We start from the raw sequence: 14,814 nt of genomic DNA, 5'->3' as shown, positions 1-14,814 counted from the left end.
TGCCGCGGCTCAGAGCGACGCGGCGGCGCGGCTGGCCTGGTCGTATTGGCCCGATAGACCGCGCAACAGCGCCGCGGCCTCGCGCAGGGCCTGGCCGTCGACGCCGGCGCCGGGCAGCCCCTGCAACAGGCATTGCTGCCGGAGCGTGCGATAGCGGTCGCACAGGTCCCGGCCCGCGTCCGACGTCGTGTAGAACACCTCTTTGCCGCGCTTCTCGGCGGTCAGCAGGTCCAGCTTGACCAGCTTGCGCAGGGCGTATGTCACGGTGTGGGTGTCCTCGATGTTCAGCAGGAAACAGATGTCGCCCACGCGCTTTTCGCGGTCGCGGTGGTTGGCATTGTGCAGAACCAGGATTTCCAGCGGTCCCAGCTCGGGCATCCCGCTGGCCGCCATGCATTTCGTCATCCACCGGTAGAAGGCGTTGTGGGCCACGATCAGCCCGTATTCCAGCTCGGACATTTCCCAGGAATCGCCCTCGGCCAGGTGGCGGGACGACACGATGCGGCGGGTTGGCTGGTCGCTCATAAGCTGCCCTTCCTTGATAACTTGACGATAAGTTATCAATAAGAGCGGGCCCTGGCGAGGCCGCGTCTCAACGACCGCGCATCGAGCGCATGCGTCACGGTGCCGCCTACGATCCGGGCCGATCCCCGTCCGCGACGTGGGTGACTATTCCGAAGGGGATGCTTCGACCTTCGCAAGTTGCCAGGCGGGCAGGGCGGCCGTGCCGATCTGCTGGTCAAGGTCGTCCGCAAGCCCGTCCAGTGCATCGGCCAGGCCGGAAAATCCGTTCCACCGTGCCAAGCGGGCGCTCAGCTTTATCCGATCGCGTTCGGTGGAAAGTTCGTTTCGCATCAGAGCTCTCGCTGTCAATTTCACTTGTGTCAACTTATGCTGACATTGGTGAATCCGGCCTTAAAGAGACCGGTAAAATTCGACTCAGAGACGCCAAAAAAAGCTGGGCGGCCAGAAAACGGGAATTTTCGAGATGGGGGGATTTGGTGGACCCTAGCGGGATCGAACCGCTGACCTCCTGCATGCCATGCAGGCGCTCTCCCAGCTGAGCTAAGGGCCCTTGGTGCAGGGCCTCTGCCCTGCGATGTGCGCCGTCTTAGAGACGGATCCGGGGGGGTTCAAGCAGAAAAACGCGCCGATCCCCCCAAGTTCTCTGCATCAGCTGTCGTCGTCGTTCGACGCCACGTCAGCGATGTCATCCAGCGAGACATCATCGTCATCGTCGTCGTCTTCAAGGACGTCATCGCCCAGATCGACATCGGACGATTCGCTGTCGTCGTCCAGGATGACTTCCTCGTCGTCCTCGACCTGGTCCTTCTTCTTCGATTCCTTGTCGGCCTTGTCGGCCACCATGGTGCGGCCGCCCTTGCCGGTATCCAGCTGGACCACCTCGCCCGTGTAGGGGCTGACGACAGGGTTGGCGTTCAGATCATAGAACCGCTTGCCGGTCGTTGGGCAGACCCGCTTGGTTCCCCATTCTTCCTTGGGCATGAGAGACCCCTTCTTGCGCATGTCCGTGAAATCAGGCCGCCACCTGCCACAGGTGCGCAAGGCTGTCAAAGCCTTTCGCGGGCTGGTCTGGACCGTTGGTGAAAGCTATGCCGAGGATATGGGAGCGCGCGATGAAGATGTGAAGGTCCTGCCCGGCGATCCCCCGGTCACCGTCGTGCTGCGCCGGTCGGGCCGCGCGCGCCGGATCAGCCTGCGGGTGTCGGGGCTGGACGGGCGCGTGACGCTGAGCCTGCCGCCGGGCGTGTCCGACAGCAGCGGCCTGGCCTTCGCGCAGGAGCGGTCGGACTGGATCCGGCAGCACCTGGCGAAGCGCGTGGCGCAATCCCCGGTCGTGCTGGGCGCGCATCTGCCCGTCCTGGGCCGGCCCCGCCGGGTCGAGGCGGGGCTCCGGGCGAAGATGTCGGGCGATTGCCTGACGGTGAACCGCGCACGCCCGGTTGGGCCGCAGGTGCAGAAGCTGGTGATGGACGCCGCGCGTGAGGCCCTGGCCGAGGCGAGCCACCGTTATGCCCGCGCGGTGGACCGCAAGGCCGGACGCATCACCCTGCGAGACACGCGGTCGCGCTGGGGGTCGTGCTCGTGGCAGGGCAATCTCATGTATTCGTGGCGCCTGGCGTTGGCGCCGCCCGAAGTGCTGGATTACGTCGCGGCCCACGAGGTCGCGCATCTCGTCCACATGGATCATTCGCCCGCGTTCTGGTCGGTGGTCGCGCGTCTGCGGCCCGACTGGAAGGTTCAGCGCGACTGGCTGCGCGCCCAAGGCGCGACCCTTCACGCGTGGCGCTTCGACGATTGACGCCGCCCGGGCGCGGGACAATCATGCCGCCCATGTTGATGCAGAACCGGCCCGAGCCGCCCCAGACCCAATCGGCCCATGACCGGGTCTACCGCGCGCTGCGGCTGCAGATCATGCATGGCGAGATCGCGCCGGGCGCGGCGCTGACCCTGCGCGGGATCGGGCGGCAGTTCGACGTGTCCATGACCCCCGCGCGCGAGGCCGTGCGCCGCCTTGTGGCCGAGGGCGCGCTGACGCTGTCGAGCTCGGGGCGCGTCACCACGCCCGAGCTTTCCCCCGACCGGATCGAGGAGCTGGCCGCCCTGCGTGCGCTGATCGAGGTGGAACTGGCCAGCCGCGCCCTGCCGCGGGCCCATATCGCCATGATCGACCGAATGCGCGTGGTGAACGAGTCGATCAGCCAGGTGATCGTGAAGCGAGATGCCGTGGGCTACCTGCGCCTGAACCTGGAATTTCACCGGATGCTCTACCTGCGCGCGCAGGCGCCCGCGATGCTGGCCATGGCCGAAACCGTCTGGCTGCAGCTGGGACCGACCATGCGCAGTCTCTACGGCCGGATGGGGCGCACCCAGGCGCCGCAGGGACACCGCGCGATCCTGGCCGCGCTCGAGGCCGGGGACGAGCCCGGGCTGCGGCTGGCCGTACGCAGCGACGTGACCCACGGGTTGCGCATGATCCTGTCGGGCGAGGGCGCCGCGCGCTGAGGGACCGGCGCGGGTGGGCCATGGTCGAGGGGGCGCCGCCCCCGTCCGCTGCGCGGACTCCCCCGGAGGTATTTACGGAAAGATGAAGTCGGGTGGCGCGGCTCTTAGTCCGAGGTGAACAGGTGGGCATGCGCGCCGCGTCCTGCGCCGTCGGGCAGCGCCCCGCGCGTCCGGCCCCGCCCGGGGTCCAGGCGTGTCGCGCAGAAGGCCGGGGCCAACGGGTGTCCGGCCTCGATCAGTGCCGCGGCCGAGAGGAGCGTGGCTGCGCTTTCGGCGAACCAGCGCGCCTCGGGCTCGGGCACGGCGCCCGGCCATTGCGCGCGATGCGCCGCCAGCCCCGCGTCGTAAAGGCCGTCATTGCCGCGCGCGGCGTCGAGCGTGGCGTCCAGCGCTTCGGCCGCGCCGGGCGCCCGCGCGAGGCTGCGCAGGATGTCGAGACAGATGACGTTGGCCGAGCCTTCCCAGATCCCGTTCAGCGGCGCCTCGCGGTAGAGCAGGGGCAGGGCGGTATCCTCGACGTAACCCATCCCGCCGAGCGCCTCCATGCATTCGCCCACCACCAGGGGGCAGAGCTTGTTGTTCAGGAACTTGGCCAGCGCGACGCCGACCCGGGCGAAGGCGCGGTCCTGCGGATCGTCGCCGTCGAAGGCGCGCGCCACCCGCAGCGCCAGGGCGAGGCCGCCCGCCACGTCCAGTGCCAGGTCGTCCAGCAGCGCGGCCATGAGCGGCTGGTCGATCAGCCGCCGCTGGAACGCCGTGCGGTGGACGGCCCAGTGGTGCGCCTCGGCCAGCGCGGCGCGCATGAGCCCCACGGGCGCCATCGCGGTGTCGAGCCGCGTGTGGTGCACCATCTCGACAATGGTGCGCACGCCGTCGCCAGGATCGCCCAGCGGCAGGGCCAGCGCGTTGCGGTAGACGATCTCGGCCGAGGCGTTCGACCGGTTGCCGAGCTTGTCCTTCAGGCGCTGGATCTCGATCCCGTTGCGCGCGTCCTCGAGCCAGCGCGGGACGAGGAAGCAGCCGAGCCCCGCATCGGTCTGCGCGAGGGTCAGGAAGGCATCCGACATGGGCGCCGAGCAGAACCACTTGTGCCCGGTCAGCCGCCAGTGGTCGCCGTCCCGCGCGGCGCGGGTGCTGTTGGCGCGTACGTCCGATCCGCCCTGCTTCTCGGTCATGGCCATGCCGATGGTCGCGCCGCGCTTGGCGGTGACCGGCGCCACGGACGGGTCGTACTCGCGGGACAGCGCGGCCTGTGCCCATGTCTCCGTGGCCGGACCGGCGGCCCGGAGCACGGGTCGCGCGGCGTAGGTCATGGTCAGCGGGCAGCAATGCCCGGGCTCGACCTGGCTGGCGAGGTAAACGCAGGCGGCATGGGCCTGGTGGTTTCCCCCGGGCTCCCACGCGCGACTGTGGTAGCCCGCACCGGCGGAGAGGCTCATGAACGCGTGATACGCAGGATGAAAGGCGACCTCGTCCAGTCGGCGCCCCGCCGGGTCGAACAAGCGCAGTTCGGGCGCGTGGCGGTTGGCGTCTCGGGCGGCCTGCCGCCGGGTCGCCTGGCCCAAGGCCGCGCCATAGGCCGCGAGCTCTGGGTCATCCCGCGTTACGGGCGGCAGAAGGTGTAGCAACAGCGGGTCGCCGGCGAACAGGTCTGAATCGCCGCGATGGGGCGGCTGGTTGAGCACCTCGTGGGTGTCGAGATCACTGCGCGGGGGAAGCGTCACGGCATGGGGCCTTTCGGCAGGTGGCAACGGGCAGGGTCAGGAAACCATGCAGCGTCGCCCGTGGAAAGCGCCGCCCTTGCGTCACCGCGGGCTGCGCGGCAGCGACCGCCAGACCGCTGTCAGCGCGGCCGCGATCAGCAATCCCGACAGGGCGAGCTTCGACCACCAGCCCATGGTGCCCTGGATGAGAACCGCGTGGCCGACGCTGAGGCCCACGATCGCCACCACCGCAGGAAGATGAAGTCGCCGCCATCGACGGGGGCTCAGTCGCAGCCGCTTGCGCAGCAGCGCCAACGCGCCGGTGGCCAGCACGAGCCACATGGCCATCACGCCCAGCGTGGAGAACAGGGTCGGCGCCGCGAAGGCGAGGGCATCCAGCATATCCGGCGGACTGGTGATCCACAGAGCGGCGACGTGCAGCACGATGGCCGCGACCAGCGCGTGTCCGGTGACCCGGTGAGCCCGGCGCGCGGTTGCACCCGATAGCCCGGGCAGCGCGCCCAGGGCCAAGAGCGGTTGCACCAGCATCAGGCACAATCCGACGATTCCCGCGAAGCCGCCGATGATGTAGATGGGCTGACGCCACGCCAGCAGGGGCGAGGCAGCGGCCACGCCGAGCGGAACCGCGAGCACGATGACCAGTGCGCCCCAGGCAAGCCATTTCCGGTGGCGCGCGGCTCGCGTCTCAGGCCGGTTGAAGGACGAAGTCCACATGCAGCGTCGTGTCGCGCGGCGAGGACATCACCGGTCGCAGGAAAACGGTCTGGAAGTCGCCGCTGTCATAGGCCAGGTGCCCGTGGGCCTGTCCGAAGGCGGGCACGATTTGCGGCATGTCCATCGTGAACCGGCCTTCGTCATCGGTCAGGGTGGCGCCGTGGCTTTCGGGGTCACGCTCGTGACCTTCGGTGGTATGCGCCCATATCTGGATGCGCTGGCCGGGCAGGGGGGCGCCGTCGCCCGCGCGGCGAACGGTGCCGGTCATCAGGAAGCCGCCACCACCGATGCGGTCGACCACCGGCGCGCCGGGGCGGTAGTTGTTCGCCCCGCCGCGCATGGTCGGCGTGGGCGCCAGTCCGGCGGCGCTGGCTGGGACGCTCAGGCCGCCCAAGGCCGCCGCACCTACGGTCCCGCCGACAAGCCCGAGCAGGCGGCGGCGCGTCTGTATGAGGGAACTCATGTTTCGGACCTCCAATCGGTATGACTGGTAGATAGCACCGGGGCGATGGCCGATGAACCCGACCTGACGGCACCGTGAAGGACCATGGTCGATGGAGTGCCGGTCCCGGGATCCGCTGCCGCGACCCTTGGCCGTTGCGTGCGAAGGATCGGCGCGACCCGGCCGCGGCAACTTGCAGGACGAGGAGCTCGCCTGGCCGAAGGGATGTGCATCGACCAACACGTCGCTTGAGCGATCGATGATCGCCCGGACCTGCCCCTCCGAAGCAATTCCGGCGGCCTCGCTCGGCCCTCGCGATCCCGTCGCGAAGATAACGGCCCGGACGCCTGCCGGCGGTAATGTGCCCATGATCCCATCGACGTCACTGCTACCGCTGGGCGGGATCCCGAGAGCATCTTTTCAGCCAGGCTGACTGAGACTAGCCTTCCCGGGTAACCAGCCCGAATCCCGACCCACCGGAGATACGCCATGTCACGACCCGATTCCCGCGCACTCGCACGTCCCGTCACGCGGCGCGATTTTCTCGCGACCGGCGCCGCGCTTGGCGGCATGGCAGCCCTGCATCCTTTCTCGGCGAAGGCCCAGGCGGGCCAGGCGCATCTGCGGCTGATGGAAACCACCGACCTGCACGTCCATGTCTGGCCTTACGACTATTACGCCGACCGCGCGGTCGACGATTTCGGCCTGGCCCGTACGGCCGCCCGGATCGCCGAAGTCCGGTCCGAGGCGTCGAATTCCGTGCTGTTCGACAACGGTGATTTCATCCAGGGCAATCCCATGGGCGACTACATGGCCTTCGAGAAAGGGCTCCCGGACGGCGTCGTGCATCCCATGATCACGGCCATGAACGTCCTGGGTTTCGATGCCTCGACCCTCGGCAACCACGAGTTCAACTACGGCCTCGACTACCTGATGGAAGCCATTGATGACGCGGAGTTTCCCGTTGTTTCGGCCAATGTCGCCCGCGTGCCGCTGGGCGCGTCGCCGCTCGAGGACGACACGCTGGTGCCGCCTTACGTCATTCTCGACCGCGAGGTCGTGGACGGGGCCGGCGAGGCGCACCTGATCCGCATCGGCGTGATCGGTTTCGTGCCGCCGCAGATCATGACCTGGGACAAGCGCCACCTGGAAGGCAACGTCGCGGCGCGCGACATCGTCGAGACAGCGCGCGCCTACGTGCCGCGCCTGAAGGAAGAGGGCGCCGATATCGTCGTCGCGCTATCGCATTCGGGTATCGAGGCGCCCTTTGTCGAGGGGATGGAGAACGCGTCGCTCTACCTCGCCGAGGTGGACGGAATCGACGTCATCATGGCGGGTCACCATCACCGCCTGTTCCCCGGTGAAAGCTACGAGGGAATCGACGGCGTGGACGCGGCGGCGGGAACGCTCATGGGCAAGCCCGCGGTCATGGCGAATTTCTGGGGCTCGCATATGGGCCTGATCGACCTGCTGCTCGAGCGCGACGGCGAGGGCTGGCGCGTGGCCTCGGCCGAGGTCGAGAACCGCCCGATCATGGAGCGGGTGGACGGCGAGCGCACGCCGCTGGTCGAAAGCGAACCCGCGGTGCTCGATGCGACCGAGACCGAGCACGAAGAGACCTTGGCCTATGTGCGCCGCGCCGTGGGCGAGACGTCGGCGCCGCTCTTTTCCTACTTCGCGCAGGTGGCCGACGATCCATCGGTGCAGATCGTATCGCAGGCCCAACGCTGGTATGTCGGGCAACTGCTCGGAGGGACCGAGAACGCGGACGTTCCGGTCCTGTCGGCCGCGGCACCCTTCAAGGCGGGCGGCCGCGGTGGCCCTGAATACTACACCGACGTGCCCGCGGGGCCGGTGGCCATCAAGAACGTGGCCGACCTGTATCTCTATCCCAACACCGTGCAGGCGGTGAAGGTCACCGGCGCGGACGTGCGCGAATGGCTGGAACGCTCGGCCGGCATGTTCAATCAGATTGAGCCGGGCGCGTCCGACACGCCGCTGCTGAACCCGGAGTTCCCGTCCTACAATTTCGACGTGATCGACGGTGTGACCTACCGGATCGACCTGTCGCAGCCGTCGCGCTACGACGTCGAGGGTAATCTCGTGAACCCCGAGGCGCACCGGATCGTCGACCTGCAATTCGAGGGCGCGCCCATCGACGAGACGCAGTCCTTCGTGGTCGCGACGAACAACTACAGGGCCGGAGGTGGCGGCAACTTCCCCGGTATCGACGACGGGTCGGTGATCCTGGTCGCACCCGACACCAACCGCGACGTGATCGTGCGCTACATCCTCGAACAGGGGACCATCAACCCGAGCGCGGATTTCAACTGGTCCTTCGCCCCGCTCGACGACACCAGCGTCACGTTCGAGACCGGTCCGAAGGCGCGCGATTACGTGGACCTCGTGACGGCGGCCGAGGTGGAGTTCGTCGATATGACCGACACTGGCTTCGCACGCTTCCGGCTGACGCTCTAGTCGGAGGCCGGCCTGAAACGCGGCATCCGGGGTCAACGGTTCTCGGGGCAGTTGCCCGCGCTATGCCGCCGCGTGCGAGGCTCGGGCGCTGCTCGCCTGAGCTCAGGGACCTGAACCCGGGGGCGCGGTTCGCATGGCGTCTGTCAGATGCCGGCGAGGACCGCGTTGCGCTCATGAGCTGAGCCCCGCGTCTTCCTCCGTTTCGAAGTGGACTCTCTTCCGACCAAGGGGACGGACGGGATGAAGGGACCACGGTTCGCGGGCATCGGTCAGAGTGAGATCCGCGTCTGGTCGCGAAAGCCATCTGGGAAACGTCCGTTGAGGCGCATCGGGAAAGGGTCCGCCGGACCGTTTCCTGATCCCCCTCCAGCCGGTGCATCTCGCCCGCAAACGGACGCCATAGTTCTTGTTAAAGTTGAGCTGCAGTCAACTGGCTCATGCCAGCTTGGCGCCAACCCTCTCCACAACCGGCGTCCGTCACTCACCCAGCGTCAGAACCAACGCCTTCTGAGCCTACTTGAACAATGATGCACGCAAGCGCTTCCTTTCCCAGCCAAGAGGGCTTCGCGAGCAACTCCAACTTCGAGCGATCCAGTTCTCAACGAGCAAAGTACATTAAGGAACGATCGAAGCCATTTTTTCAGGCGAGTAGATCGAACGTTGCAGGACCAGCTTGAACGTTTATCCGCTCAAGCCCCGCGCCATCCACAAGCGCCCATAGAATTTGGCCAGTGGCTTTGAAGATCACGAAAGCCTCGTCTACATCCGGTGACCCGCTGTTTGCAGATGAAGCGAAATTTACGTGCAAATCTGCCGAATCCGCATTTGGCTTTCCAAGCAAAAGGACATCGACATCCCCATCGAAGTCCTGCACCCAATCCGAACCGTGACCCGAAACACCCGCGTGATAAATTCGGTCATTTCCAGAACCGCTAACGATTTGGTCTGATCCGAAGCCGCCATTTATGAAGTCATCTCCATCTCCGCCGTACAATGTATCGCTCAGCGCGTTCCCGTTCAGGACATCGTCGCCGGCCTGACCGATCAGAAAGTCCGCCCCTTCATTGCCTTCGATATGGTCGGCACCGGAGCCTCCTTCAATCCTGTCGTTTCCGTGGCCTCCAGATAGCACATCATTACCATCGCCCCCGAAGCTACTGTCGTCTCCCATATTGCCCCAGATGAAGTCGTCGCCGGTTTGACCGAACAACACATCATTTCCGCTCCCCCCCCAAACCGAGTCAGAGCCCGCACCTGCTCTGACGGTGTCGTCGTTGAGTCCGGCCGCTATGAGGTCCGCGAAACCGCTACCCAAGATTACCGCCAGAGTATCAGCATACGAATTGTCGTCGTCATTGATCATCACGCCGTCGAGCACTGTGTAGCCCGCTGGGATATAATTGACCGGGTCTATAAATCCGAATGTTGGCAGTTGCTCCAGATCGGTCAGTTCAGCCCGAGGCAGATTGCCTGCACCTACGAAATGGGCTTCGTAGTTACCGGGGACTGCCCGCCATGAAAGTGTCGCCGGGTCCCATTCTTGACCGTCCGAGCGACCGTCTCCGTTGGTGACCCTCGCGCCCTCGAGGGCGTAGAATATGTACCCGTCACCGGTGTCGATGAGCAGCCATTGCTGGTCTCCGACGGCACTATCCGTCGGGTCCGTCTCATAGTGGACAACGCGCCATTCGTATCCGCCTGTCGTTCCAAAGCCGATCATCAATTCGGATAGAGAAATCGTGACACCCTGGATCTCCAATGTATCCCGGCTCGCATCAAAATCCTCGATGCGGCCAACATAAACATCATCGATATTCTCAAAGCTATTCGAGCTTTCCGCTGCTGAGTTCGTAAAGTTGAAGGTATCAGCGCTCCTATCGGTCGTGGAGTCGTCCGGCCCGCCAGTGCCATCGCCGCGAACGTGGTGGGCGTGTGCGAACTGATTGATTGGCTTGAATATGATATTTATCAGATCCCTCCCGGCCTTGGCGTAGGCATGGATCTGGGCGGTAGATACCTCTGCGATAACGTCAATTGCATCATCGCCCCGGGTTCCACTGATATATCCCGCTCCATTATCACTCGCCATATTATTCTCCTAGGTTTTGACTTGTTGATCTTTGACAGGTTGAAGCGTTTCGCCATTCGATCGGAAAAGGTGTATTTTCCGGACGCGCGTTTGATCGAGATGGAGCCTGTGCCCGGGATGAGTGACGTTCATTTCGAACGGGTCCCAAAGACAGGTTGGTTTCGATAGCGCCATTTTTCGTGAAGGACTGATCAGTATCGCGAAAGCCTTGTCGGAATCTGATCATCTCCAGAATGTTCGTCGCAAACCAGTGCGTAGATTGCGGAGTTTGACACTATCGGCTTCCCCTTCGAGGGGATGGCGCGGAGCAGTATTGAAGTCGATCTATCATTCGATCGGTCCCTCTCCGATTTCCATTTCCTGAAGATCCGAGCTGAAAATCTTGCCGAAAAGTAACTTGTTCAGTTACCCAGGCGCGAAACAGATTCATCAGGTCGATAGGACGGATGACACCACATCTTTTTTCCGTCGATTAACCTTGTTTCCAGTCCTTCGCCGCCGGCAGACTGCCGAGAAGACACCACGTCCTCTTTGCGCATCCAACCACCTCTCCACGAATCAACTCATGGTTGCATTTAAACCCTCTGAATCGATGCTTGGCAACTGGGCCTCTGGAAAAAGCCGATGTCGGGGCGCGCGATCTGTCAGCCCCGCCCAGTTGTCTTGAAGAGTTCCCATCCCCTGCTGCTTTAGGATCGCGATGATCTGATCTTCGCCGATCCGCGCGCTCGTGATTCCGCCCGTCTCCCCAGTCGGGACGGACACTCCCTCGAAATGGAAGTGGATGCCCTTGAGGCGCTGCGCATCGAACCGCTGGAAGAGTTCGACCTGATACTGCCCAGGGTCACGCAGGTGGCCGACGACAAATGACATCGAACGCCTGCGCAAGGCGGTGGCGTGCGGCGTCGGGCTTGGCGGGCGTCGCGGCGGCGTGGGCGACGCGTTGCGCGGATCGCCGGATTACCAGTTCACGGCGGGTGGCCAATGGATTGCGCATCCCTGTGACATCATCGACTCCGACATTGACGCGACGCGCCCCGAGCATTTTCTCACCGCGGGCACCGAGGGGTTCGACTATCTTCCCGAGCAGTATTTCATGCATGGGCCTCCAGAAAACGAGGTGTTGGCGACGACCATCTTTTCTGGTGAACATGCGCCCGAGACGGCGTGAGCCGTGATGCCCGTGGTCTGGACCCGCAGCGTCGGCGAGGGCCGCGTTTTTCTATTCCGCGCTCGGACACCAGGCGTACGAGCTCACGCAACCGAGCGCGCGAGATCCTGCGCCGTGGCCTCGTTTGGCCGCCCGTACAGACAAAACCTAAGGAGACCCGCCAGATGAGCGACTTTTTCCAGGGCCAGGCCCCGCTGCGTTTCGACCCCGATGCCGACGGCCTGGCCTTCCGCCACTACGATCCCGACGAGAAGGTCATGGGAAAGCGGCTGGAGGATCACCTGCGCTTTGCCGTCGCGTACTGGCACAGCTTCGCCTGGCCCGGCGGCGATCCGTTCGGCGGCCAGACCTTCGACCGCCCGTGGTGGGGCGAAACCATGGAAGGCGCGCGCCTGAAGGCCGATATCGCGTTCGAGATGTTCGACATTCTCGGCGTGCCGTTCTTCTGCTGGCATGACCATGACATCCGCCCCGAGGGCGACACCTTCGCCGAAAGCAAACGCAATTTTGACGAGATCATCGACATCTTCGAGCAGAAGATGGAGCAGTCGAAGACCAGGCTTCTCTGGGGCACGGCCAACCTGTTCTCGCATCGCCGCTTCATGTCGGGCGCCGCGACGAACCCGGACCCCGAGGTCTACGCCTGGTCGGCCGCGACGGTGAAGAACTGCCTCGACGCCACCCATCGCCTGAACGGCGAGAACTACGTCCTGTGGGGCGGGCGCGAGGGCTACGAGACGCTGCTGAACACCGACATGGGGCAGGAGCTCGAGCATATGGGCCGCTTCCTGACGATGGTGGTCGATTACAAGCACAAGATCGGCTTCAAGGGGCAGATCCTGATCGAGCCCAAGCCGCAGGAGCCCACCAAGCACCAGTACGACTACGACGTGGCGACGGTCTACGGGTTTCTCCAGCGCTTTGGCCTCGAGAAAGAGGTGAAGGTGAACATCGAGCAGGGCCATGCGATCCTGGCCGGTCACAGCTTCGAGCACGAGCTGGCGCTGGCCCGCGAGTTGGGGATCCTCGGTTCGATCGACATGAACCGCAACGACTACCAGTCGGGCTGGGACACCGACCAGTTCCCCAACAACGTGCCCGAGGTGGCGCTGGCGTACTACGAGGTGCTGAAGGCCGGCGGCTTCACGCAGGGGGGCACGAACTTCGACGCCAAGCTGCGCCGCCAGTCGCTGGATCCGTCCGACCTGATCGCCGCCCACGCGGGCGCGATGGATGTCTGCGCGCGCGGGCTGAAAGCGGCGGCCAAAATGTTGGAGGACGATGCGCTCGAGGCGCCGCGCCGGGCCCGCTACGCCGGGTGGGAAACGGACGCGGCAAAGAAGATGCTGTCCAGCGACCTGGAAGCCGTTGCCGCGCCCGTCGAGCAGGGAAAGGTGAACCCGCAGCCACGGTCGGGACAGCAGGAGAAACTCGAAAACATCGTAAATCGATACGTTTGAGGGCCCGGGGGAAGGGATTGATGGAGACCATCAAGAGCCCGGAGTTCTTTGGGCGCATTCCGCGGGTGACAAGGTGCTGTCCAATTCATGACGCGCCATCAGCAGGTAGGCCGCTGAACGCGGCTACACGGGCGTTCAGCTTCCCGTCCGGGACGCGCGTCTCGTCGATCTCGACAAGCTCGCGACTTCGCAGAGCCACTGCGACGTGTGGGTCGGTTGAGCGCATGGGACCGGCGTCGAGGTGACGGACCTGTCGACCCACATCCTGGGCCAGCTCATGGCGGGTCATTCCGCCTGTGATGCCCGGGTCGACGGCGTCGCCGCGGCCCACGCCCTCGACAATTCCGCGGGCGGCGATATCGACGACGCGACAAACCGCAAGCTGCTGGGGATCGATACATGAGCCGGATCAGACTTGGCATGGTCGGCGGTGGATCCGACGCGTTCATCGGGGCGGTGCACCGCATCGCCAGCCGCATCGACGACCATTACGAACTGGTGGCCGGGGCCCTGTCCTCGACCCCCGAACGGTCGAAGGAAAGCGGTGCGGCGTTGGGGCTGGATCCCGCGCGCACCTATGGCAGCTTCGACGAGATGGCCGAGGCCGAGGCCGCCCGCGACGATGGCATCGAGGCGGTCAGCATCGTCACCCCCAACCACATGCATTACCCCGCCGCACAGGCCTTCCTGAGCCGTGGCATCCACGTGATCTGCGACAAGCCCCTGACCGCGACGGACGACCACGCCGACGCGATGGCCAAGGCCGTGGCGGACAGCGATGCCCTGTTCGTGCTGACCCACAACTACACCGGCTACCCAATGATCCGGCAGGCCCGCGACATGGTCGCGGCCGGGACGCTTGGCCAGATCCGCATCGTTCAGATGGAATACCCGCAGGACTGGATGATGGGATCGCCCGAGCGGGACGGCGTGAAACAGGCCGAATGGCGCACCGATCCCGAACGCTCGGGCGCGGGCGGGGCCATCGGCGATATCGGCACCCATGCCTTCAACCTGGGCGGTTTCGTCACGGGCCTGACCGCCACCGAACTGGCGGCCGACCTCCACAGCTTCGGCAAGGGTCGGGTGCTGGACGATAACGCGCATATCATGCTGCGTTTCGATGGCGGCGCGCGCGGGATGCTGTGGTGCAGCCAGGTCGCGGCCGGGTGCGAGAACGGGCTTCGCCTGCGGATCTACGGCGAAAAGGGCGGCCTGGAATGGGGACAGGAGGACCCGAACTACCTGTGGTTCACCCCCCAGGGCGAGTCCACGCGCCGGATCACCCGCAACGGCCCCGGAGCGTCCGAGGCGTCCACGTCAGTGAGCCGCATTCCGCCCGGGCACCCCGAGGGATACCTGGAAGGCTTCGCCAATATCTATACCGAGGCCGCGGCGGCGATCCGCGCGGTGCAGGGCGGCGAGTCGCGCGACGCGGTGATGGGCAAGCTGCCGGGCATCAGGGCAGGGCTCGAAGGTATGGCCTTCATCCGCGCCTGCGTCGCCTCGTCGAAGGGCAACGCCACCTGGACGAAGATATGAGCGGCTCTCCCGTCCTGGCCTTGCGAGACGTCACCAAGAGCTTCGGCCCGGTCGAGGTTCTGCACGGCGTCTCGCTGGAGCTGAGGGCGGGAGAGGTCCTTGCCTCATCGACAGGCTAATGGGGCGCGCCCGAAGGGCAGGGCACGTTGGCCAGTATCCCAAGACCT

The 14,814-nt window shown here is 65.2% G+C and carries 16 protein-coding genes and 1 tRNA gene; 8 read left to right on the top strand and 9 right to left on the bottom strand.

Annotated elements, in window-relative coordinates; all coding sequences use genetic code 11:
• Positions 1–9: 9 nt before the first annotated feature.
• From BMX96_RS17040 to BMX96_RS17025, 4 genes are all read right to left on the bottom strand, one after another.
• Positions 10–525 carry a winged helix DNA-binding protein gene (locus tag BMX96_RS17040; protein WP_073129948.1) on the bottom strand — a complete coding sequence of 172 codons (516 nt, stop codon included), beginning with the start codon at positions 523–525 and terminating at the stop codon, positions 10–12.
• Between the two features lie 144 nt (positions 526–669).
• Complete coding sequence (locus BMX96_RS17035; protein WP_091846578.1) at positions 670–855, bottom strand: hypothetical protein; 186 nt, start codon at positions 853–855, stop codon at positions 670–672.
• Between the two features lie 144 nt (positions 856–999).
• Positions 1,000–1,075 (bottom strand) — tRNA-Ala (locus BMX96_RS17030).
• Between the two features lie 98 nt (positions 1,076–1,173).
• Positions 1,174–1,506: a TIGR02300 family protein gene (locus tag BMX96_RS17025; RefSeq protein WP_091846577.1), complete on the bottom strand. Its 333-nt coding sequence runs from the start codon at positions 1,504–1,506 to the stop codon at positions 1,174–1,176.
• 19 nt (positions 1,507–1,525) lie between these two features.
• Here BMX96_RS17025 and BMX96_RS17020 point away from each other — a divergent pair, with 19 nt between their 5' ends.
• The gene (locus BMX96_RS17020) at positions 1,526–2,323 is read left to right on the top strand and encodes a M48 family metallopeptidase (RefSeq protein ID WP_330220654.1); all 798 of its coding nucleotides are present in this window, start codon (positions 1,526–1,528) and stop codon (positions 2,321–2,323) included.
• Positions 2,324–2,355: 32 nt separating this feature from the next.
• On the top strand, positions 2,356–3,027 hold the full coding sequence (locus BMX96_RS17015) for a GntR family transcriptional regulator (RefSeq protein ID WP_091846627.1): 672 nt from the start codon (positions 2,356–2,358) through the stop codon (positions 3,025–3,027).
• Between the two features lie 104 nt (positions 3,028–3,131).
• Here the strand turns inward: BMX96_RS17015 and BMX96_RS17010 are convergent, their stop codons facing one another.
• The 3 genes from BMX96_RS17010 to BMX96_RS17000 all read right to left on the bottom strand — a co-directional run bounded on the left by BMX96_RS17010 (position 3,132) and on the right by BMX96_RS17000 (position 5,928).
• Entirely contained in the window at positions 3,132–4,751 is a 1,620-nt protein-coding gene (locus tag BMX96_RS17010) for an acyl-CoA dehydrogenase family protein (RefSeq protein WP_091846576.1), read from the bottom strand.
• Between the two features lie 81 nt (positions 4,752–4,832).
• Positions 4,833–5,465, bottom strand: a complete 633-nt coding sequence (locus tag BMX96_RS17005) for a ferric reductase-like transmembrane domain-containing protein (protein ID WP_091846575.1) — start codon at positions 5,463–5,465, stop codon at positions 4,833–4,835.
• On the bottom strand, positions 5,437–5,928 hold the full coding sequence (locus tag BMX96_RS17000; protein ID WP_091846574.1) for a peptidase associated/transthyretin-like domain-containing protein: 492 nt from the start codon (positions 5,926–5,928) through the stop codon (positions 5,437–5,439). The genes BMX96_RS17005 and BMX96_RS17000 overlap by 29 nt, the downstream gene beginning before the upstream one ends.
• 468 nt (positions 5,929–6,396) lie before the next feature.
• Here BMX96_RS17000 and BMX96_RS16995 point away from each other — a divergent pair, with 468 nt between their 5' ends.
• Positions 6,397–8,385 carry a bifunctional 2',3'-cyclic-nucleotide 2'-phosphodiesterase/3'-nucleotidase gene (locus BMX96_RS16995; RefSeq protein WP_091846573.1) on the top strand — a complete coding sequence of 663 codons (1,989 nt, stop codon included), beginning with the start codon at positions 6,397–6,399 and terminating at the stop codon, positions 8,383–8,385.
• A gap of 640 nt (positions 8,386–9,025) precedes the next feature.
• Here the strand turns inward: BMX96_RS16995 and BMX96_RS16990 are convergent.
• Positions 9,026–10,474 (bottom strand): calcium-binding protein, encoded by a 1,449-nt coding sequence (locus BMX96_RS16990; RefSeq protein WP_091846572.1) that lies wholly within the window; start codon positions 10,472–10,474, stop codon positions 9,026–9,028.
• A 558-nt stretch (positions 10,475–11,032) separates the two neighbouring features.
• Complete coding sequence (locus tag BMX96_RS19415) at positions 11,033–11,347, bottom strand: hypothetical protein (protein ID WP_139210137.1); 315 nt, start codon at positions 11,345–11,347, stop codon at positions 11,033–11,035.
• 58 nt (positions 11,348–11,405) lie between these two features.
• On the opposite strand from BMX96_RS19415, the gene BMX96_RS16985 reads away from it, so the two are divergent.
• From BMX96_RS16985 to BMX96_RS19765, 5 genes are all read left to right on the top strand, one after another.
• The gene (locus BMX96_RS16985) at positions 11,406–11,645 is read left to right on the top strand and encodes a hypothetical protein (protein ID WP_139210136.1); all 240 of its coding nucleotides are present in this window, start codon (positions 11,406–11,408) and stop codon (positions 11,643–11,645) included.
• Between the two features lie 164 nt (positions 11,646–11,809).
• On the top strand, positions 11,810–13,105 hold the full coding sequence (gene xylA / locus BMX96_RS16980; protein WP_091846570.1) for a xylose isomerase: 1,296 nt from the start codon (positions 11,810–11,812) through the stop codon (positions 13,103–13,105).
• Positions 13,106–13,346: 241 nt separating this feature from the next.
• Positions 13,347–13,508, top strand: a complete 162-nt coding sequence (locus tag BMX96_RS19710; RefSeq protein ID WP_175481778.1) for a hypothetical protein — start codon at positions 13,347–13,349, stop codon at positions 13,506–13,508.
• Positions 13,505–14,647: a Gfo/Idh/MocA family protein gene (locus BMX96_RS16975; protein WP_091846569.1), complete on the top strand. Its 1,143-nt coding sequence runs from the start codon at positions 13,505–13,507 to the stop codon at positions 14,645–14,647. The genes BMX96_RS19710 and BMX96_RS16975 overlap by 4 nt, the downstream gene beginning before the upstream one ends.
• Entirely contained in the window at positions 14,644–14,766 is a 123-nt protein-coding gene (locus BMX96_RS19765) for a hypothetical protein (protein ID WP_330220653.1), read from the top strand. Before BMX96_RS16975 ends, BMX96_RS19765 begins: the two co-directional genes overlap by 4 nt.
• Positions 14,767–14,814: the final 48 nt, after the last annotated feature.

The organism is Palleronia pelagia, from assembly GCF_900110115.1.
GTDB lineage: Bacteria > Pseudomonadota > Alphaproteobacteria > Rhodobacterales > Rhodobacteraceae > Palleronia > Palleronia pelagia.
The sequence above is the reverse complement of the archived record's forward strand: the minus strand, read 5'-3'. Positions and strand labels throughout refer to the sequence as shown.